Genomic DNA, 19,138 nt, shown 5'->3' with positions numbered 1-19,138 from the left:
GAGACCGTTGCTGCTGGCGGCGGGTTCGGATGAGGGCGGCGAGGTGGTTCAGGCTGCGGGTGGACAACGGAATCGCGGCAGGGTAAGACAGCACAGCGAGGCTCCCGGTTGGGGCATCTGATCTTGGTCGATTGCTGTCTTACCGGGAGCCTCGTCCTACCTGGACACCGGCCTCCCACACCGCCCGTGACCTGCGCCGTCACGATGAAAATGGCTCAGTGGACACCCTACCCAGCGCCCCCTGGCCGGGCCCGGAACTACACGTCGTCGGTGAAACCCAGCGCGTCGGATTCCCACATCAAGGCCTCGTACGACTTCCGTCGCTCCTCCATCTGCCATTGCCGGAATGCGAGGACGTCGCGGAGGAAGAGGCGCCGGTGGCTGCCGACCCGGTGGGACGCGATCGACCCGTTCTCCAGGAGGCGAACGAGTGTGGGGCGGGACATGCCGAGCAGCTTCGCCGCCTCGGTCGTCGTCAGTTCGCGGGAGATGGCGCTGATCGCGACGCCGTCGCCGCGGGCGAGCATCGCCGAGATCTGATGGAGGACGTCGAACATCTGGGCGGGCACCTCGACCTCTTCGCCGTCCGCCGAGACGAGGCGGGCCACGCCTCCGCCCGCGGCGAGGGGGTGCCGCACGAGGAACTCCTCCATGGCGGCCGCCTTCTGGCGCTCCGCTTCCTCGGTGGGCATGACCGAGGCGGCCATGCCGGTGCTGAGGCTCATGACGGCTCCCTGTGGCAGATGCGGCTTGTGTCGTCCCAGCCGTTCGGACCTGCTCTATCGTCGCCCCCAAGTGCAATATCCGCAACCGGATTCGCTTGTTTCACCTGCAGGTGTCCGATTCCGCGATCGGCGGGGACGAGGATGACTGGCGGTCATACCGATGGGTAGTCTTCCCGGCATGACCGCCAAAGTGACGCTGTCGTTCTCCGACGAGACGATCGAGGAGGCGCGCCGGTTCGCCAAGCGGGAAGGGCTCTCCCTCTCCGCCTGGATGGACCAGGCCGCCCGGGAGAAGGCGCTGCGCGAGGTCTTCACCGCGCACGCCGACGCGGTCGGCCGTGCCGGCCTGGACCTGGAAGCCGCCGCCCTGGCCGACGCCCAGGAGGTCGCGCTCGTCGACGACGCCCTGTTCGGCGGGCGTCCGCGTGCTGCGTAGGGGTGAGGTCTGGCGCATCTCCGGCGCCCGGGAGCGGTTCGGCCTGGTGATCAGCTCCGACGTCTACAACGCCACTGCGGTACCGATCGTGATCGTGGCCGAGGTGGTCGAGGAGTCGCTGCTGCGCGACTCGCCGCTCGCCGTGCCGATGGGCGCGTACGTGGTGATGCCCGACCGGATCTCCTCGCCGATGAAGAAGTGGTTCACCGAGTGCGTGGACGTGGCGGACACCGAGACCATGCAGCGGGTCGGCCGGGCGCTGCGGATCCTCCAGGAGCTGTGACCGCCTCACCGGCGCCGTCCGGCGGACGTGCGATCTCCGTTGCCGGGCCGACGCGTGCGGGGCACGCCGGGGAAACCACGGGCTGAGAGCGTCGCCTCGTCATCGACGAGGAGGAGTCGCCCGTGAGCACGCTCGTTTCCGCACCGACCACGCCCCCGGCCGCCACCGCCGGCCGGCTCACCGAATGGCGGCCGGAGGACCCGGCGTTCTGGGCGGCCGGTGGCGCCCGGGTCGCCCGGCGCAACCTGTACGTCTCGATCTTCGCCGAGCACGTCGGCTTCTCGGTGTGGAGCCTCTGGTCCGTCACGGTGCTGTTCCTGGGCCCCGAGTACGGCATCGACCCGGCCGGGAAGTTCCTGCTCACCGCCGTACCGGCCGCGCTGGGGGCGGTGCTGCGGCTGCCGTACACGCTGGCGGTGGCCCGCTTCGGCGGCCGGAACTGGACCATCGTGAGCGCGCTGCTGCTGCTGGTGCCGGCGGTGCCGATGGCGGTGCTGATCGAGCCCGGGGTGTCGTACGCCACGCTGATGGTGCTGGCCTGCCTGTCCGGCGTCGGCGGCGGCAACTTCGCCTCGTCGATGGCGAACATCAACCTGTTCTTCCCGGAGCGGCTCAAGGGCCGGGCGCTGGGGCTCAACGCCGGCGGCGGCAACCTGGGCGTACCGGCCGTGCAACTGGTGGGGCTGGCGGTGCTGGCGACCGCCGGCGCCGCGTACCCCCGGCTCGTGCCGGCGGTCTACCTGCCGCTGATCGTGCTGGCCGCGCTGGCCGCGGCCCGGTGGCTGGACAACGTGCCGGGGGCGCGCAACGAGCCGGGCGCGCTGCGCGCGGCGGCCCGCGACCCGCACACCTGGGTGATGTCGCTGCTCTACGTGGGCACGTTCGGCTCGTTCATCGGCTTCGGGTTCGCCTTCGGCCAGGTGCTCCAGCTCCAGTTCCACGACCGGTTCCCGACGCCCGTCGACGCCGCCTGGCTGACCTTCCTGGGGCCGCTGATCGGGTCGCTGATCCGGCCGGTGGGCGGTCAGCTCGCCGACCGGCTGGGCGGGGCGCGGGTCACGTTCTGGAACTTCGTCGCGATGGCCGCCGGGGCCGGGCTGGTGCTGTACGCCGCCAGGGAGAAGTCGTTCCCGCTCTACCTGGCCGGGTTCCTGGCGCTGTTCGTCTTCTCCGGCATCGGCAACGGGTCGACGTACAAGATGATCCCGGCGATCTTCCGGGCCCGGGCCGTCGCGGAGAGCGAGCTGACCGGCGACCCGGAGGCGGCGCAGCGGCGGGCCCGGCGGCTGGCCGGCGCGGTGATCGGCATCGCCGGGGCGGTCGGTGCCTCGGGCGGGGTGCTGGTGAACGTGGCGTTCCGGCAGTCGTTCCTGGCCTCCGGCACTGCTGATGCCGCCTACCTGGCCTTCATCGGCTGGTACGCGCTCTGCTTCCTGGTCACCTGGGTGGTCTACCTGCGTCCCGGACCGCGTACCCTGGTCGGCGTGTGACCTGTGCCATGACGAACCCGCAGGCCACGCGCGGCGCGACCCCGTTTTGACCTGCCGCCGGGCGGCCGGGTATCGTTGCCTGCTGTTGTACGACATTCTTAGGCGTGCCGCATCAGGTACGCTTGGTCGTTCGTGCGCGCTGGTCCGGCTGGGTACTCCTGGTCACCTCGGCGCGCGACCCCAGACCGACGACGAGACAAGGTAGACCTGTGCGTACGTACAGCCCGAAGCCGGGTGAGATCGAGCGTCAGTGGCACGTCATCGACGCCTCTGATGTCGTGCTGGGCCGCCTGGCGACCCACGCCGCCACGCTCCTGCGTGGCAAGCACAAGCCGACTTTCGCGCCGCACGTCGACACGGGCGACTTCGTCGTCATCGTGAACGCGGGCAAGGTCGCGCTGACCGGCAACAAGCGTCAGACCAAGGTCGCTTACCGCCACTCCGGTTACCCGGGTGGCCTGAAGCGGGTCGGCTACGACGAGCTGCTCACCAAGCGGCCCGAGCGGGCCATCGAGCTGGCCGTGAAGGGCATGCTCCCGCACAACAAGCTGGGCCGTCAGCTCCTCAAGAAGCTGAAGGTCTACGCCGGTGCCGAGCACCCGCACACCGCGCAGCAGCCGGTGCCGTTCGAGATCAAGCAGATCGCGCAGTGAGCGCGGGCGAAGGAAGCAGCATGACCGACATCACCGCCACCGAGGTCGCCCCCGAGGCCACCGAGGCGCCGGCGCCCGTCGCGCGCGCGCCCCGTGGTGACCGCCCGATCCAGACCGTGGGTCGGCGCAAGGAAGCCATCGTCCGGGTCCGGATCATCCCGGGCAGCGGCAAGATCACCTGCAACGGCCGCGACCTCGAGGCCTACTTCCCGAGCAAGGTGCACCAGCAGCTCATCAAGGACCCGCTGGTCACCGCCGAGAAGCCCGAGGCGTTCGACGTGATCGCCAACCTGCGTGGCGGCGGCACCACCGGCCAGGCCGGCGCGCTGCGGCTCGCCATCGCCCGGGCGCTGATCGTCAGCGAGCCCGACGACCGCCCGGCCCTGAAGAAGGCCGGCTTCCTGACCCGTGACGCCCGGGTCAAGGAGAGCAAGAAGTACGGCCTCAAGAAGGCCCGCAAGGCTCCCCAGTACTCGAAGCGCTGATCACCACAAGCGTCTTGTACTTCTGACGGACGGCCGGTTCGCCTCCCCCATCCGGGAGGCGGACCGGCCGTTCCGCGTTTCTCCTCTCATCGGCAGTTCCACGGAGGTTGGCGGGTATGGGCCGGTTGTTCGGCACGGACGGCGTACGCGGGCGGGCGAACGCGGATCTCACCCCGGAGTTGGCGCTTGCGGTCGCGGTGGCCGCGGCCCACACGCTGGCCGAGACCGACAAGAGCCATCCGCCGCTCGCGGTGGTCGGCCGGGACACCCGGGCCAGCGGCGAGATGCTGGAGGCGGCGGTGGTCGCCGGGCTCACCAGCGCCGGCGCCAACGTGGTCCGGGTCGGCGTGCTGCCCACCCCGGCGGTGGCGTTCCTCACCGCCGAAGCAAAGGCCGACCTGGGCGTGATGCTCTCCGCCTCGCACAACCCGATGCCGGACAACGGCATCAAGCTGTTCGCCGCCGGCGGGCACAAGCTGCCCGACGAGATCGAGATGCGGATCGAGGAGGCGGTGAAGGCGAACGCCACCACCGCCTGGAAGCGCCCCGTCGGCGCCGGTGTCGGCCGCGTGCACGACCTGCTCGACGGCGCCGACCACTACGTGCAGCACCTGGTCGGCACCGTGCCGCACCGCCTCGACGGGATCAAGGTCGTGGTCGACTGCGCCAACGGCGCGGCCGCCGACGTCGCACCGGTCGCCTACCGGGAGGCCGGCGCCGAGGTGATCGCCATCCACGCCGAGCCGGACGGGCTCAACATCAACGACGAGTGCGGCTCGAACCACATCGAGGCGCTGCGCGCCGCGGTGGTCGAGCACGGCGCCCACCTCGGCATCGCCCACGACGGCGACGCCGACCGCTGCGTCGCGGTCACCGCCGACGGAAACGAGGTCGACGGCGACCAGGTCATGGCGATCCTCGCGCTGGCCATGCGGGACGCCGGCGAGCTGACCCAGGACACCCTGGTCGCCACAGTGATGAGCAACCTCGGTCTCCGGCTGGCCATGTCCGAGCACGGCATCCGGCTGGTCGAGACCAAGGTCGGCGACCGGTACGTGCTGGAGGAGCTGCGCGCCTCCGGCCTGGCGCTCGGCGGCGAGCAGAGCGGCCACATCGTGCTGCCCGCGTACGCCACCACCGGCGACGGCGTGCTGACCGGCCTGCACCTGATGGCGCGGATGGCCGCCACCGGCACCTCGCTGGCCGAGCTGGCCGCCGTGGTCACCAAGCTGCCCCAGGTGCTGATCAACGTGCCGGTCGGCGACCGTACCGTCGGCGCCGCCGCACCGGCCGTCCGGGCCGAGGTCGAGCGCGCCGAGGCGGAGCTGGGTGAGACCGGCCGGGTGCTGCTGCGCCCGTCCGGCACCGAGCCGCTGGTGCGGGTCATGGTCGAGGCGGCCACCGAGGACACCGCGCGCGAGGTCGCCGAGCGCATCGCCGAGCAGGTCCGCACCGCCAGCCCGGTCGCCTGACCGACCCGGGGCCGCCTGCTCTTCCTCCTCGCCGGTCAGCTCGGCCGGACGCGGCGGTCAGTTCGCCTGGACCCGGCGCAGGAAGCGGGCGGCCAGGTCGGCCACCGCGCCGGCGTCCAGCTCCTGCGCCGGCCCGGCCACGGTCACCTCGGCCAGCGCCAGCCCGGGCACCTCGGTGTCCCGCCAGCCGCCGACGAACCACGCGCGTTCCTCCTCGGCCAGCGCCAGGTTCGCCGCGTCCAGCACGGCCGCCGGGTACGGCAGCCAGAACCGGAACTGGTGGGTGTGCGGCGGCGCCGGGTACACCCGGGCGCCGGGCAGGGCGGCCAGCGCCTCGGCCACCACCCGGGCGTGCACCACGTACCCGGGGAGGCGGGGCAGCTCCCGGGTCAGCCCGGCGAGCGCTGCGAGCGCCGCCGGCCACTGCTGGAACAGCGTGCCGCCGTAGCGGTGCCGCCAGGCACGCGCGTACCGGATCAGGTCCGCGTCGCCGGCCAGCGCGGCACCGGAGATGCCGCCCAGCGACTTGTAGAACGAGACGTACGTGCTGTCGGCCAGCGCCGCGATCTCGGCCGGCGAGTAGCCCAGATGGACTGACGACTCCCAGAGCCGGGCCCCGTCGAAGTGCACCCGGGCACCGCCGGCGCGGGCCGCCGCGACGACGGCCACCAGCTCGTCCCAGGTCGGCAGCACGAACCCGGCGTCCCGCAGCGGCAACTCCAGGAAGAGCGTGCCGATCGGCTCGTCGAGCGCCGCCACCTCGTCGGCAGCCGGGTTGCGCGGCGCGCTCGTGGTGCGCACCGCGCGTACGCCGGCGAGCAGCGCGTACGCGTCCCGCTCGTGTGTCAGCGGATGGCTGAGCGGGTGCAGGCCGACACCGGCGCGGCCGGTCAGCTCCGCCCCGTGACGCATGGCCACCTGCTGCGCCATCGTGCCCGACGGGAAGAACGCGGCAGCCCCCGCGCCGAGCAGCTCGGCGACCCGCAGCTCCAGCTCCGCCACCGGCCCGCCCTCGCCGTACAGGTCGGGCGGGTCGTCCCCGGCCACCTGATCGAGCGCGGCGAGCTGTTCCCGTACGGAGGCCGGGCGTACGCCGGAGAGCATCGTGTCGCAGCCGCGCTGGGCGGTGAACCGGCGCAGCCGCGTGGCCTGCTCGTCGCTCATCCGTCCGCCCGGAGCCGGCGCAGCCGGGTCACCGCCTCGGCCAGCACCTCCGGCCGTTTGCAGAACGCGAACCGGATCAGCCGGCGCCCGGCCTCCACGTCGTCGTAGAACACCTGCGTCGGCACCGCCACCACGCCGCAGCGCTCCGGCAGCGCCCGGCAGAACTCCACCCCGTCCCGGCCGCGCAGCGGCGTGACGTCGGCGGTGACGAAGTAGGTGCCCTCCGGCGCGAGCACGCCGAACCCGGCGTCGGCCAGCCCGGCGGCGAGCTGGTCCCGGCGGCGTTGCATGTCGTCCCGGAACCCGGTGAAGTACGCGTCCGGCAGCCCGAGCGCCACAGCCACCGCCGGTTGCAGCGGCCCGGCGTTGACGAACGTGAGGAACTGCTTCACCCGCAGCACCGCCGCCACCAGCGGCGCGGGGCCGCTCACCCAGCCGACCTTCCAGCCGGTGCAGGAGAACGTCTTGCCGGCCGACGAGATGCGCAGCGTCCGCTCCCGCATGCCCGGCAGCGTGGCCAGCGGTACGTGTGGCGCGGCAGCGTCGGTGAACACCAGGTGCTCGTAGACCTCGTCGGTGACCGCGTACACGTCGTGTTCCCGGCACAGCTCGGCCACCGTCGTCAGCTCGTCGGCGGTGAAGACCTTGCCGGTCGGGTTGTGCGGCGAGTTCAGCAGCACCAGCCGGGTACGCGGCCCGAACGCGGCGCGCAGCTCGTCCGGGTCGAACGCGTACCTGCCGTCGGGGCCGGGCCGCAGCGTCACCGGGCGGCGGACCGCGCCGGCGAGCGCGATCGAGGCGGCGTACGAGTCGTAGTACGGCTCGAAGCAGATCACCTCGTCACCCGGCTCGCAGAGCGCGAGGATGCTCGCCGCGACCGCCTCGGTGGCGCCGGCCGTCACGACGATCTCGCCGTCCGGGTCGTACTCCAGGCCCCAGAACCGGCGCTGGTGCCCGGCGACGGCGGCGCGCAGCGCGGGGATCCCCGGGCCGGGCGGGTACTGGTTGTGGCCGGTACGCAGCGCCTCGGCCGCGGCGGCGAGCATCTCCGGCGGGCCGTCGGTGTCCGGGAAGCCCTGCCCGAGGTTGACCGCGCCGGTGCGCACGGCCAGCGCGGACATCTCGGCGAAGACGGTGGTGCCGAACGGCCGCATCCGGGCCACCAGGGGATCGGTCGTCGTCACGGCGGCCAGCCTACGGCCCGCCGCCGACCGCTCACCAGCCGAAGCAGGTCGCGCCGTACTCGCCCGAGTCCGTGGAGACGACCTTGCCGTTGACGGTGATCCGGCAGGTCACCTCGCCGGACTCGACGGGGCTCGCGATGATCTGCACCCGCTCGCGGTCGTTCGCGGTGAGGCTCAGCCGCCAGGGCGTGTCCACGGCGCCGGGCTGGTGGAAGTTCGCGTCCGCGTCGTAGAACTGCACCTCCGCCTCGCCGTCGGTGGCTGTGACCTCGTACAGGACGGTGAACCTGCCGGGTCCGCCGGACGGGGTGGTGACCGGTCGGGCCGGGGGACCGGTGGGCTCGTCGGCCCATCCGTCGGGCTCGCCGTACAGCGGCCCGTCGTACCGGTCGCCGGAGGCCGTCCCGTCGGTCATGGAGCGACCGAGGAAGGACAGCCCGACGCAGCCGCAGACGATCAGCGCGAGGACGGTGACGATGCCGATCACCAGACCGGCCACCCAGCCGCCGCCGCTGCGGCGCGGCGGCATGCCCGGATACGCGTACGGCGGCGGGTAGGGCCCGGGCGGGTAGGACCCGGATTTGTGAGGGCCGGGCGGGTAGGCGCCCGGTGTCCAGGCCGGCTGTGCCGAGAAGTCCGGGACGCCGGGCTGGGACGGCCAGCCGGGCGTGGCCGGGAAGCCTGGGGCCTGCGGATCGCCGGAGGCCGGTGGGACGGCCGGGCGTGGCGTGGCGGCCGGGTCGGCCGGAGCCGCCCACCCCGGTTCGCCCACCGGCCGGCCCGTGCCGCTCGGGGACGAGGCCGGGTCGGTTCCGGACGCGCTCTCCGGGCCGGCTGCCGCCCACGGGCTCGGTGCCGGGGGCGGCGACCAGGGCGCGGGCGGCGTCCACGGCTGCGGGGCGGCCAACGGGTCCGGCGGCGTCCAGGACGAGGGCTGCGGCGTGGCCGGCGCGGCGGTCGGGTCGCTCGGTCCGGAGGCCGGTTCGGGGGCGGGGGTCGTCTCGGACATGGGCTCAGCTCACAGGGGTACGGCGCGGACGACCGCGGAACGGTGGGGCCGGGGGACGGCGCCCGGCCTCAATGTAGGCGGTGGCGACCAGCCGTGCGGTCCCGGCCGGCGGTCCGCGCCCCGCGTCCCGAACCGGTCCGGACGGGCGGAACGACCTGGATGGTGCTTTGTCCGGTAATCGCATCCCCGGCGCTCGGTTCGCTCAAGTTCAGTGATCGTTAACCGCCTTTCCGAGCACGCACGATGAGCGAAACTCGGTTAGGCTGCGGACCATGTGTGGAATCGTGGGTTACGCCGGTGCGCGCCCGGCGCTCGGCATCGTGCTTGACGGACTGCGGCGTCTCGAATACCGCGGCTACGACTCGGCCGGCGTCGCCGTGGTCTGCGAGGACGAGCTGCTGACCGAGAAGAAGGCCGGCAAGCTCGCGAACCTGGAGAAGGTCCTCTCCGAGCGGGCGGCCGACAACCCCGAGGACTGCGCCGCCAGCCCGATCGGCATCGGCGACGGCACCACCGGCATCGGCCACACCCGCTGGGCCACGCACGGCGGCCCGACCGACCGCAACGCCCACCCGCACCTCTCCCCGGACGGCCGGGTCGCGGTGATCCACAACGGCATCATCGAGAACTTCGCGAAGCTGCGCGCCGAGCTGGAGGACGAGGGTGTCGAGTTCGCCAGCGACACCGACACCGAGTGCGCCGCGCACCTGATCGCCCGCGCGCTGGCCGACCTGCGCTCGGCCGGCGAGACCGACAGCCCGGCGCTGCTCGCCGCCGCCATGCGCGTGGTCTGCGCGCGCCTGGAGGGTGCGTTCACGCTGCTCGCCGTCGACGCCGGCATCCCCGGCGCGGTGGTCGGCGCCCGGCGCAACTCGCCTCTGGTCGTCGGCCGGGGCGACGGCGAGAACTACCTGGCCAGCGACGTCGCCGCGTTCATCGAGCACACCCGGGACGCGGTCGAGCTGGGGCAGGACCAGATCGTCCTGATCACCCCGGACAGCATCGACATCACCGACTTCCACGGTCAGCCGGCGAGCGGCACGGACTTCCACATCGACTGGGACTCGTCGGCCGCCGAGAAGGGCGGCTACGACTGGTTCATGCTCAAGGAGATCGAGGAGCAGCCGCAGGCCATCGCCGACACGCTGCTGGGCCGGCTCACCGAGACCGGCGAGATCGCCCTCGACGAGGTCCGCCTCAGCGAGCAGGACCTGCGCGACGTCGACAAGATCTTCATCGTCGCCTGCGGCACCTCCTACCACGCCGGCCTGGTCGCCAAGTACGCCATCGAGCACTGGACCCGCATCCCCTGCGAGGTGGAGCTGGCCAGCGAGTTCCGCTACCGCGACCCGGTGCTGGACCGGTCCACGCTGATCGTGGTGATCTCGCAGTCCGGCGAGACGATGGACACGCTGATGGCGCTGCGCCACGCCAAGGAGCAGAAGGCCCGCGTGCTGGCGATCTGCAACACCAACGGTTCGACCATCCCGCGCGAGTCCGACGCGGTGCTCTACACCCACGGCGGCCCGGAGATCGCCGTCGCCTCCACCAAGGCGTTCCTCACCCAGGTCGTCGCCTGCTACCTGATCGGCCTGCACCTGGCCCAGGTGCGCGGCATCAAGTTCGCCGACGAGGTGGGCGCGGTGGTGGCCCAGCTCCAGGAGATGCCGGGCAAGCTGCGGGAGCTGCTGGACCGTATCGAGCCGGTCCGTGAGCTGGGCCGCGAGCTGAAGTCCGAGCCGACGGTGCTGTTCATCGGCCGGCACGTGGGCTACCCGGTGGCGCTGGAGGGTGCGCTGAAGCTCAAGGAGCTGGCGTACATGCACGCCGAGGGCTTCGCCGCCGGCGAGCTGAAGCACGGCCCGATCTCGCTGATCGACCAGGGCACGCCGGTGATCTGCATCGTGCCCTCCCCGGTGGGCCGGGGCATGCTGCACGACAAGGTCGTCTCCAACATCCAGGAGGTCCGCGCCCGCGGCGCCCGCACCATCGTGATCGCCGAGGAGGGCGACCAGGCGGTGGTCCGCTACGCCGACCACCTGATCTACGTGCCGCGTACGCCGACGCTGCTGGCGCCGCTGGTGACCACGGTGCCGTTGCAGGTGCTGGCCGCCGAGATCGCCGCCGCCCGCGGGCACGACGTCGACCAGCCCCGGAACCTGGCCAAGTCGGTCACTGTCGAGTAGCCGATCTCGTCCACGGTCCCTCCGCTCTCGTCCACGGTCCCTCCGCCCGCACCACGGGTGGAGGGACCGCGTCGTCTCCGGCCTGCCTCTCGGGCGGCCGCCGGACGGCCGCGGACCGGTCGCCGGAGGGCCGCGGGCGGTCATCGGCCCAGCACGATCCGGGCCATGCCGTCCAGCGCCGGGTTGTCCGGATCCCAGTAGCCGGTGTGGCCGTGCGGAGCGCTCGGGAAGCGCCTCCCGCCGAAGTCCGGCGCGCTCGGGTCGGCGCCGAACCAGAGTCGCTCGCCGTGCGGGTCGAGCACGGCGAGCGCCGGACCGAGCGGCGTACCCGCGAGCAGCGCGCGGCGGGCCAGCTCGTCCGGTGGGCGGGCCAGCCGGATCACGTCGTCCGGCGCGGTCGACGACCAGACCTGACCGGCGGGCATCCGCAGCTCGGCGGCGTGGTCGACGCCGACCCCCGGCGAGCCGACGAAGACCAGCGCGTCGGCGCCCAACCCGTGGTCGCGGGCGGCGGTGCCGACCACGAGCGAGCCGTAGCTGTGCCCGAGCACCGTCTGCCGGGCCGGTGGGCCTTCGTGCGCGGCCCGCAGCCCGTCCTGGAACCGGTGCAGCGCCGGGCCGGCGTCCTCGGCCTGCCGGGTGCCCGCCGCCTCGGTGAGGAAGCCGGGCGCGTCGTAGTCCAGCCAGAGCACAGCCGCCGCCTCCTCGCCCGGCCCGAGCGCCGCGCATCGCTGCAACACCCGTGCTGCCCGGCCCAGCTCGGCCGGCGCGTCGGCGAGATCCGAGGTCATGCCCGGGACGTACGTGAGCACCGAGGCGGCGCGGTCCGGGTTGCCGAGCGCCACCACCGCGCGGCCGTCGCCGGCCGGGTCGAGCCCCAGCAGGTACGCCCGGGGCGCCCCGCCTGCGGCCAGCCGCTCGCCGAGCCCGTCCAGCCCGCGCAGCGCCGCCTCGACAGCGGCGAGCCGGACCCGCCGGGACGCCTCCAACGGCCCGGCCGGAAGCGGGTGCAGCAGCCCGAGCCGGCGCGCGAGCAACTGCTCCCGCCGGTCGCCGAGCAGTAGCCGGTTCGCCTGGTCCCGGACGGCGGCCGGAAGCCCGTCGAGGCGCCCGATCCGGCCCGGTTCCCGCCCCACCAGCCAGCGCCGCTCGGCCGCGCTCAGGCCGGCCCACCAGCGGCTCACCTCGGCCGGCCCGGCGCCGGGACCGGGCCGCCACGCGGGCGGGACGCTCACCCAGCCGCGTACCGCAGCGGTGGTCAGCTCCGCCAGCCGGCCGGCCGCCTCCCGGTCGGCGGCGCCGGCGAGCGTCAGCGCGCCCCGGATCCCGGCCCGCGCGTCGACCACCGCCGGCGCGGTCTGCCCCAGCGGCCGTGCCGGGTCGGGCCGGACCGCGCCGGTGCGGTCGACGAGCAGGCCACCGGACTCGGCGCGGGCCACCTCGGCGCCGAGCCGGGCCTTCGCCGCGCCCAGCCGGGCGCCGAACTCGGCGAGCACCTGGTCGACCTCGACCAGTGCGGGCAGCACGTCGGTGAGATCGGTGCGCAGATCCCCGATGCGCCGCTGCGCGGCAGTCGAGGCCGCACCCGACCACCCGGGGCGGAGCGTGCCGATCCGGGCGGTCAACGCGTCGGCGCGCTGCCGTACCGGCGTGGTGAGGCCCCGCCACGCCGCCCCGGCGGTGGACCAGGCGCCCGGATCGGCCCGCCAGAGCTGCGGGTAGCCGACCGGCACGTCCACGGCGTCGGCCGGACCGTCGTTCACCGGAGCACCCCGGTGAGGCGGCGGGCGGCGCGTTCGTCGACCGCCTCGTAGCCGTCCGCGCCGCGGCGCAACGCCTGAGCGGTGTCGGCCACCCGGGCGCCGAGCGCGCCGGACCAGCGCCGCACGGCTGACTCCAGTTCGGTCAGCGCCACCGCGGATCGCCAGCCGTCCGGCGCCGCCACCAGCAACGACTCCGGCGCCGCGCCCGGCCCGCGGCCCAGCCGGTACGCGTCGTCGGCCAGCTCGCGCGCCACCGATCGCAGCAGCTCCGGGTCGACGTCGAACGGTTTCTCCACCACGTGCCCTCCCTCGCCCGGCGCCACCGGCCGGCTCCGGACACCGGGACGCTAGGCGGCACCCGGCAGTGGCCGCCGACCCCTGTGGACAACGGTCCGGGTTATCCACAGGGCTTGTTCGCCAGCCGGTCCCGGGCGCGTACCGCCGGTAGGGTGAGGCCGTGATCGGGGGAGCCGCGAGCGGATGCTGAGCCGGCGCGACGAGCGGGGCGGGGTGGCATGAGACAGGTGTGGCGGGTCGCGGACGTTCGCGCGGCGGAGGCGGGCCTGATGGCCACCCTCCCGCCCGGCGCGCTGATGCAGCGGGCCGCGGCCGGGCTGGCCCGCCGCTGCGCGTTGCTGCTCGCCGACCGGGGCGGTGTCTACGGCGCCCGGGTGCTGGTGCTCGCCGGGTCCGGCGACAACGGCGGCGACGCGCTGTTCGCGGGCGCGCATCTGGCCCGCCGGGGCGTGGCGGTGACAGCGCTGCTCCTCACGCCGGGCCGGGCACACGCCGAGGGCCTGGCCGCCCTGCGCGCCGCCGGCGGCCGTGTGGCCGACCGGCCGCCCGCTGTGGTCGACCTGGTGCTCGACGGCATCGTGGGCATCGGCGGCACCGGAGGGCTCCGCGAGACGGCCGAGCAGCTGGCCGCGAGCCTGACCGGGCAGCGCGGGCGCGGCGGCACGCGCGCCACCGTGGTCGCGGTCGACGTGCCGAGCGGCGTCGCTGTCGACACCGGCCACGTCCCGCTCACCGACGCCGGGCGGCCCCGGGCGGTCCGCGCCGACGTGACAGTCGCCTTCGGCGCGCTCAAGCCCGCACTGGTCGTCGGGCCGGCCGCCGAGCTGGCCGGAGAGGTCGAGCTGGTCGACATCGGGCTGACGCCGTGGCTGCGCGGCACGCCGGCGCTCCAGGTGATCGAGCAGACGGACGTGGCCGACTGGTGGCCGGCGCTGGGCGCGTCGTCGGAGAAGTACACCAGGGGCGTAGTAGGCGTCGCCACCGGGTCGGCCACCTACCCCGGCGCCGCCGTGCTCTCGGTCGCCGGGGCGCTCGCCGGTCCCACCGGCCTGGTCCGCTACGCCGGTAGCGCCGAGGGCGAGGTGCTGCACCAGCATCCGTCGGTGATCGCCACCGGCCGGGTCGCCGACGCCGGCCGGGTGCAGGCGTGGGTCTGCGGCTCCGGGCTCGGCACCGGCGAGGACTCCGCCGCCGAGCTGCGCGCGGTGCTCGCCGCGCCGGTGCCGGTGGTGCTCGACGCGGACGCGCTGACGCTGCTCGTCGACGGCAAGCTGGCCGACCGGCTGCGCGGCCGGGACGCGCCGATCGTGGTGACGCCGCACGACCGGGAGTACGCCCGGCTCTGCGGCGAGATGCCGGGGGACGACCGGGTCGCCGCCGCGCTGCGGCTGGCCGCCTGGATGAACGCGGTGGTGCTGCTCAAGGGCGACCGCACGGTCATCGGCACGCCCGACGGCCGCGCGTACGTGAACCCGACCGGCACCCCGGTGCTCGCCACCGGTGGCACCGGCGACGTGCTGGCCGGGCTGCTCGGTTCGCTGCTCGCCGCCGGGCTGGCCCCGGAACGGGCGGCCGCCGCGGCGGCGTACCTGCACGGGCTGGCCGGGCGGGAGGCGGCGCGCGGCGGTCCGGTGACCGCGCCCGACGTGGCCGCGGCGTTGCGTCCGGTACTGGCCCGGCTGGGCTGATCCGGGCGGCGCCCGGTGGCGGCGGGCACCGCCCGCTCGGCTCACGGCGCTGATGATCACTGACGGAAGTAGGCTGAGGACATGTGGCAGTCGGAGGTGCGCGTCGACCTGGACGCGATCCGGGAGAACGTGACCCGGCTCAAGGCCGGCACCAGCGCCGAACTGATGGCGGTGGTCAAGGGCGACGGGTACGGCCACGGCATGGTGCCGGCCGCCCGCGCGGCGCTCGACGCCGGGGCGGACCAGCTCGGCGTCTGCACGCTGGACGAGGCGCTGCGGCTGCGCGAGGAGGGCATCACCGCGCCGGTGCTGGCCTGGCTGCTCAGCCCCGGGCTGCCGCTGCACGACGGGATCACCGTCGGCGTCGACCTCGGCTGCGCCGGCCTCACCCAGCTCGACGAGATGATCCAGGCGAGCCGCCGGGCGGACCGCCCGGCCCGGCTGCACCTCAAGATCGATACCGGGCTGGCCCGGGGTGGCGCCACGGTCGCCGACTGGCCGGCGCTGCTGGAGGCCGCCGCGAAGGCCCAGGCCGACGGTCTGGTCGAGGTGGTCGGCGTGTGGAGCCACTTCGTGTACGCGGACTCGCCCGGTCACCCCACCACCGACCGCCAGCTCGCCGTGTTCCAGGAGGGGCTGGAGATGGTGACGCGTGCCGGTCTGCGTCCGCGCTACCGGCACCTGGCCAACTCGGCCGCCACGCTGACCCGGCCGGACACCCACTTCGACCTGGTCCGGCCCGGCATCGCCGTCTACGGCCTGTCGCCGGTCGCGGGCGAGCAGTTCGGTCTGCGTCCCGCCATGACCGCCCGCGCCCGGGTGATGCTCACCAAACGGGTGGCGGCCGGCACCGGCGTCTCCTACGGCCACACCTACCTCACCGAGCAGGAGGCCAACCTCGCGGTGGTGCCGCTCGGCTACGCCGACGGGGTGCCGCGGCACGCCTCCAACACCGGCCCGGTGCAGCTCGCCGGCAAGCGCCGGACCATCTCCGGGCGGGTCTGCATGGACCAGTTCGTGGTCGACTGCGGTGACGACGAGGTGACCGACGGCGACGTGGCGACGCTGTTCGGCAGCGGCGCGGACGGCGAGCCCACCGCCGACGACTGGGCCGAGGCGGTCGGCACCATCAACTACGAGATCGTGACCCGCTTCGGCGGTGTGCGCGTACCCCGCGTCTACGACGGCGAGCACGCATGAGTGTCCGGTTGCCGCGACCGCGTACCGCCGCCGGCAAGGTGGCCGGGCTGGTCGGCGCCGCCGTCGGCGTTGCCGCCGCCGGGCTCGCGGCGGGCGTGGTCAGCGAGCGGGTGCTGGTCCGCCGGCTCAAGAACGACCCCACCGACCGGTACGCCGACGAGGTCTTCGGTGAGCAGCGTTACGACGAGGCGTACCGGCTGGAGATGCCGGACGGCACCGACATCCACGTCGAGGTGGTCGAGCCGACCCGCCCTGTCGCAGGGCACCCGACTGTGGTGCTGGTGCACGGGTTCTGCCTGGACATGGGCACGTTCCACTTCCAGCGCAAGCGGCTCGCCGAGCGCGGCGACTACCGGGTGGTCGCGTACGACCAGCCGGGGCACGGCCGTTCCGGCCGGCTGGAGAGCGGCGAGTACGACCTGACCGCGCTGGGCCACACGCTGCGCCGGGTGCTCGACGAGGTGGCCCCGGACGGCCCGCTGGTGCTGGTCGGGCATTCGATGGGCGGCATGACGATCATGGCGCTGGCCGAGCTGTACCCGGAGATGTTCGGTGACCGCGTGGTCGGCACCGTGCTGATGGCCACTTCGGGCGGCCTCGCGGCGGAGACCAAGCTGGTGGCGCCCGCGCTGCTCGGCCGCGTCGGCTCGCCGGTGCTCTACATGATGAGCAACGCCACCCGGTACGGCGGGACCGTGATCGACCGGGCGCGCCGGTCGACGTCGAACGTGGCCTGGCTGCTCACCCGCAAGTACGGCTTCGGCACGTCGAAGCCGAGCCCGGCCCTGGTGTCGTACGTCGAGATGATGAACTCGCGCACCTCGGCCGACACGGTCACCCGCTACCTGCGCACGATCGCCACCCACTCCCGGTTCCCGGCGCTTGCGGCGCTGGCCGGCACGCCGGTGCTGGTGATCGTGGGCGACAAGGACATGATCACGCCGGTGACGCACTCCGAGGAGATCGTCCGGCGGCTGCCGCACGCCGAGTTCGTGAAGATCAACGACAGTGGGCACGTGGTGATGCTGGAGCACGCCGACGAGGTGAACGTGGCGCTGGAGAGGTTCCTGGACTCGCTATGACAGTGGTCGTGGAGCTGAAGACGGTCGACGACACCCACGAGTTCGGGCGGCGGCTGGCCGGGGTGCTGCGGACCGGTGACCTGCTGCTGCTCAGCGGCCCGCTCGGCGCCGGCAAGACCGCGCTGACCCAGGGCATCGGCGCCGGCCTCGGCGTACGCGGGGACATCACCTCGCCCACCTTCGTCATCGCCCGGGTGCACCGGCCCGACCCGGCGCGGGGCGGCCGGGTGACGCTCGTGCACGCCGACGCGTACCGCCTGGGTGAGGCCGCCGACCCGCGCGCGGAGATCGACGACCTCGACCTGGACGCCTCGGTGGACGAGGCGGTCACCGTGGTGGAGTGGGGCGAGGGGATGGTCGAGCAGCTGGTCGACGCGCACCTGCGGGTACGCATCGACCGCCGCGACGACGACACCCGGGCGGTCACGCTGGAGCCGGTCGGCGGCGACTGGGCCGCCCGGGTCGCCGAACTGTCCTAGGGCTGAAGGGGCATCGTCCAGCAGTTGGAGTAGGCGGTGCGCCCGGCGAGCCGGTCGGTCAGCCAGGCCACCGCGTCGCCCTGGTCGGTGATGAGCGGCGCCAGGTGGTTGGTGAGGAGCTTGTCACCGAGGTTGGGCAGGCTGACGGCCTGGTAGGTCACGTTGGCGCCCTTGCGGCACCAGTCGACCGCCAGTTGACGGGCCTGCCGGTGGGGCACGATGTCGTCCTGGACGCCGGTCGCCACGCGTACCGGGCCGGCGGGCTTGAGCGTGCCGATGCGCTGCCGGTCGAGGACGGCGGCTGCCTCGGGCGAGGCGGCGATGACAGCGGTGAGGGACCGGCCGCCGGTGATCCACCTGCTGCTCTTGGTGAACGCGTACCGGAGGATGGCGTCACCGACGCACATGGTCGAGGTGTCGGTGAGCGCCGCCCGGCCGGCGTCGTTGACGTTCGCCTCGATGACGTCCCGCACCGCCGGGTCGGACTGGGCGAAGCCGTTGAGCGACCAGCCCAGCGCCCCGGCCAGCGCGCTGCCGTCGATGCCGCCGATGACAGCGGTCAGGTCGGCCGGCGGCGCGCCGACGTAGGTGCCGGCCAGCGGCACGTCGGGCGCGTAGGTGGGCTGGAGTTCGGCGGCTGCGGCGCTGGCGCCGCCACCCTGGCTGTAGCCGTACAGACCGACGCGGGACCGGTCGGTGACCGACGCGCCCGGCACGGTGCGGGCGGCGCGGGCCGCGTCGAGCAGGGCACGTCCCTCGTCGAGGCGGTTGACGTACGTGTGCAGCCGGTCGGTCGCGCCCAGCCCGACGTAGTCGGTGACGACGACCGCGGCGCCGGTGGCGAGGAGGCGGTAGATCGCCAGGGCCTCGTAGCCGACGGACAGGGTGTCGCCGGTGAGGGTGAGCGGGTGTTGCAGGGCGAACGAGGGCGCGCACTGGTCGCCCTGCCCCATCGTGCCGGAGGCGACGGCGACCAGCGGGCGCGGGCCGGTGCCCCGCCACGCCGCCGACGGTTCGATGTAGGCGCCGGTCACGCCGACGGCCCGGCCGTTGGAGTCGGTGGACCGGTACATCAGGCGGGTGGCGGTGCCGGGCATCGGGCGGCCGTCGAGCCCGGGGATGCTGAGCCCGAGCGGCAGCGGCTCGGTACGGATCAGCGTGCCGTTGGTGGCGGGCAGGTCGGCGGGCGGGTGGTAGAAGGCGGGGATCGTCACGCCGCGGGAGACCACCGGCGTGGTGCCGTCGGCGGCTGCGGCTGCGCCGGATCCGGCCAGGTAGGTGGCTGCCGCCGCGGCGACGGCCAGCATCCGGAGGCCGGTCGTGCGGCGGGGGGAGGGGGCGGCGGAGGGCGTGCGGGGACGGGTGTTTCTCCTGCTCACGGGCACTCCTAGCGAGCATCGATGGTGGTGGATGCAAGCTAGCAGTGGCGGTGTGGCGTAAGTAACTTGCCAGTAGGTTACGCTCCGGTAACTTTTCTCGTCCAGTACCCGGCCCTGCCGCCGCCCGGGAGTGTCGGTCGCGGCTGGTAAGAAGATGGCGACC

18 protein-coding genes and 1 pseudogene are annotated in these 19,138 nt (G+C 73.9%); 11 read left to right on the top strand and 8 right to left on the bottom strand.

Annotated features, from left to right (window positions below; genetic code table 11):
* Together FB454_RS06255 and FB454_RS06250 are read right to left on the bottom strand one after the other, a co-directional pair.
* A pseudogene (locus FB454_RS06255) lies at positions 1-94 on the bottom strand (IS5/IS1182 family transposase); the annotation flags it as partial.
* 163 nt (positions 95-257) lie between these two features.
* The gene (locus FB454_RS06250; RefSeq protein WP_145822629.1) at positions 258-725 is read right to left on the bottom strand and encodes a helix-turn-helix domain-containing protein; all 468 of its coding nucleotides are present in this window, start codon (positions 723-725) and stop codon (positions 258-260) included.
* A 178-nt stretch (positions 726-903) separates the two neighbouring features.
* Between FB454_RS06250 and FB454_RS06245 the strand changes: the two genes are divergently transcribed.
* The 6 genes from FB454_RS06245 to glmM all read left to right on the top strand — a co-directional run bounded on the left by FB454_RS06245 (position 904) and on the right by glmM (position 5,544).
* Positions 904-1,161, top strand: a complete 258-nt coding sequence (locus FB454_RS06245; protein ID WP_030269378.1) for a DUF6364 family protein — start codon at positions 904-906, stop codon at positions 1,159-1,161.
* A complete protein-coding gene (locus FB454_RS06240) occupies positions 1,151-1,444 on the top strand; it encodes a type II toxin-antitoxin system PemK/MazF family toxin (RefSeq protein ID WP_030269379.1) in 294 nt (97 codons plus the stop codon). The genes FB454_RS06245 and FB454_RS06240 overlap by 11 nt, the downstream gene beginning before the upstream one ends.
* 122 nt (positions 1,445-1,566) lie before the next feature.
* Entirely contained in the window at positions 1,567-2,934 is a 1,368-nt protein-coding gene (locus tag FB454_RS06235) for an MFS transporter (protein WP_013288575.1), read from the top strand.
* A 209-nt stretch (positions 2,935-3,143) separates the two neighbouring features.
* Positions 3,144-3,587 (top strand): 50S ribosomal protein L13, encoded by a 444-nt coding sequence (gene rplM, locus FB454_RS06230; RefSeq protein WP_013288574.1) that lies wholly within the window; start codon positions 3,144-3,146, stop codon positions 3,585-3,587.
* A gap of 20 nt (positions 3,588-3,607) precedes the next feature.
* Positions 3,608-4,072, top strand: a complete 465-nt coding sequence (rpsI, locus tag FB454_RS06225; protein WP_013288573.1) for a 30S ribosomal protein S9 — start codon at positions 3,608-3,610, stop codon at positions 4,070-4,072.
* Between the two features lie 116 nt (positions 4,073-4,188).
* On the top strand, positions 4,189-5,544 hold the full coding sequence (gene glmM / locus FB454_RS06220; protein ID WP_013473666.1) for a phosphoglucosamine mutase: 1,356 nt from the start codon (positions 4,189-4,191) through the stop codon (positions 5,542-5,544).
* A gap of 57 nt (positions 5,545-5,601) precedes the next feature.
* Here the strand turns inward: glmM and FB454_RS06215 are convergent, their stop codons facing one another.
* The 3 genes from FB454_RS06215 to FB454_RS06205 are packed head-to-tail and all read right to left on the bottom strand — an operon-like array spanning position 5,602 to position 8,901.
* Complete coding sequence (locus tag FB454_RS06215) at positions 5,602-6,708, bottom strand: beta-eliminating lyase-related protein (protein WP_145822628.1); 1,107 nt, start codon at positions 6,706-6,708, stop codon at positions 5,602-5,604.
* Complete coding sequence (locus tag FB454_RS06210) at positions 6,705-7,892, bottom strand: pyridoxal phosphate-dependent aminotransferase (RefSeq protein WP_013288570.1); 1,188 nt, start codon at positions 7,890-7,892, stop codon at positions 6,705-6,707. The genes FB454_RS06215 and FB454_RS06210 overlap by 4 nt, the downstream gene beginning before the upstream one ends.
* Positions 7,893-7,923: 31 nt before the next feature.
* The gene (locus FB454_RS06205; protein WP_013473664.1) at positions 7,924-8,901 is read right to left on the bottom strand and encodes an MmpS family transport accessory protein; all 978 of its coding nucleotides are present in this window, start codon (positions 8,899-8,901) and stop codon (positions 7,924-7,926) included.
* Positions 8,902-9,173: 272 nt separating this feature from the next.
* Here FB454_RS06205 and glmS point away from each other — a divergent pair, with 272 nt between their 5' ends.
* Positions 9,174-11,087: a glutamine--fructose-6-phosphate transaminase (isomerizing) gene (gene glmS / locus FB454_RS06200; RefSeq protein ID WP_013288568.1), complete on the top strand. Its 1,914-nt coding sequence runs from the start codon at positions 9,174-9,176 to the stop codon at positions 11,085-11,087.
* A gap of 140 nt (positions 11,088-11,227) precedes the next feature.
* On the opposite strand, the gene FB454_RS06195 is transcribed toward glmS, so the two are convergent.
* Positions 11,228-12,850 carry an alpha/beta hydrolase gene (locus FB454_RS06195; protein ID WP_145822627.1) on the bottom strand — a complete coding sequence of 541 codons (1,623 nt, stop codon included), beginning with the start codon at positions 12,848-12,850 and terminating at the stop codon, positions 11,228-11,230.
* Positions 12,847-13,149 (bottom strand): type VII secretion target, encoded by a 303-nt coding sequence (locus FB454_RS06190; RefSeq protein WP_013288566.1) that lies wholly within the window; start codon positions 13,147-13,149, stop codon positions 12,847-12,849. Before FB454_RS06190 ends, FB454_RS06195 begins: the two co-directional genes overlap by 4 nt.
* Positions 13,150-13,365: 216 nt before the next feature.
* Between FB454_RS06190 and FB454_RS06185 the strand changes: the two genes are divergently transcribed.
* From FB454_RS06185 to tsaE, 4 genes are all read left to right on the top strand, one after another.
* Positions 13,366-14,835, top strand: a complete 1,470-nt coding sequence (locus FB454_RS06185) for an NAD(P)H-hydrate dehydratase (RefSeq protein ID WP_030269389.1) — start codon at positions 13,366-13,368, stop codon at positions 14,833-14,835.
* 81 nt (positions 14,836-14,916) lie between these two features.
* Positions 14,917-16,035, top strand: coding sequence for an alanine racemase (gene alr, locus FB454_RS06180; protein ID WP_030269390.1), 1,119 nt, complete (start codon positions 14,917-14,919; stop codon positions 16,033-16,035).
* On the top strand, positions 16,032-17,117 hold the full coding sequence (locus tag FB454_RS06175) for an alpha/beta fold hydrolase (protein WP_013473659.1): 1,086 nt from the start codon (positions 16,032-16,034) through the stop codon (positions 17,115-17,117). Before alr ends, FB454_RS06175 begins: the two co-directional genes overlap by 4 nt.
* Positions 17,114-17,596, top strand: coding sequence for a tRNA (adenosine(37)-N6)-threonylcarbamoyltransferase complex ATPase subunit type 1 TsaE (gene tsaE / locus FB454_RS06170; RefSeq protein WP_145822626.1), 483 nt, complete (start codon positions 17,114-17,116; stop codon positions 17,594-17,596). Before FB454_RS06175 ends, tsaE begins: the two co-directional genes overlap by 4 nt.
* On the opposite strand, the gene FB454_RS06165 is transcribed toward tsaE, so the two are convergent.
* The gene (locus tag FB454_RS06165; RefSeq protein ID WP_145822625.1) at positions 17,593-18,975 is read right to left on the bottom strand and encodes a lipase family protein; all 1,383 of its coding nucleotides are present in this window, start codon (positions 18,973-18,975) and stop codon (positions 17,593-17,595) included. The genes tsaE and FB454_RS06165 overlap by 4 nt on opposite strands.
* Between the last annotated feature and the right edge of the window lie 163 nt (positions 18,976-19,138).

This window comes from Micromonospora sp. CNZ297, from assembly GCF_007827625.1.
This window is presented reverse-complemented; position numbering and strand designations above follow the sequence as displayed.

Excerpts from the sequence above, each read along its gene's own strand:
- FB454_RS06250 (WP_145822629.1), bottom strand. The coding sequence starts at position 725 with ATGAGCCTCAGCACCGGCATGGCCGCCTCGGTCATGCCCACCGAGGAA.
- FB454_RS06245 (WP_030269378.1), top strand. The coding sequence starts at position 904 with ATGACCGCCAAAGTGACGCTGTCGTTCTCCGACGAGACGATCGAGGAG.
- rpsI (WP_013288573.1), top strand. The coding sequence starts at position 3,608 with ATGACCGACATCACCGCCACCGAGGTCGCCCCCGAGGCCACCGAGGCG.
- glmM (WP_013473666.1), top strand. The coding sequence starts at position 4,189 with ATGGGCCGGTTGTTCGGCACGGACGGCGTACGCGGGCGGGCGAACGCG.
- FB454_RS06215 (WP_145822628.1), bottom strand. The coding sequence starts at position 6,708 with ATGAGCGACGAGCAGGCCACGCGGCTGCGCCGGTTCACCGCCCAGCGC.
- FB454_RS06205 (WP_013473664.1), bottom strand. The coding sequence starts at position 8,901 with ATGTCCGAGACGACCCCCGCCCCCGAACCGGCCTCCGGACCGAGCGAC.
- glmS (WP_013288568.1), top strand. The coding sequence starts at position 9,174 with ATGTGTGGAATCGTGGGTTACGCCGGTGCGCGCCCGGCGCTCGGCATC.
- FB454_RS06185 (WP_030269389.1), top strand. The coding sequence starts at position 13,366 with ATGAGACAGGTGTGGCGGGTCGCGGACGTTCGCGCGGCGGAGGCGGGC.
- alr (WP_030269390.1), top strand. The coding sequence starts at position 14,917 with ATGTGGCAGTCGGAGGTGCGCGTCGACCTGGACGCGATCCGGGAGAAC.
- FB454_RS06175 (WP_013473659.1), top strand. The coding sequence starts at position 16,032 with ATGAGTGTCCGGTTGCCGCGACCGCGTACCGCCGCCGGCAAGGTGGCC.
- tsaE (WP_145822626.1), top strand. The coding sequence starts at position 17,114 with ATGACAGTGGTCGTGGAGCTGAAGACGGTCGACGACACCCACGAGTTC.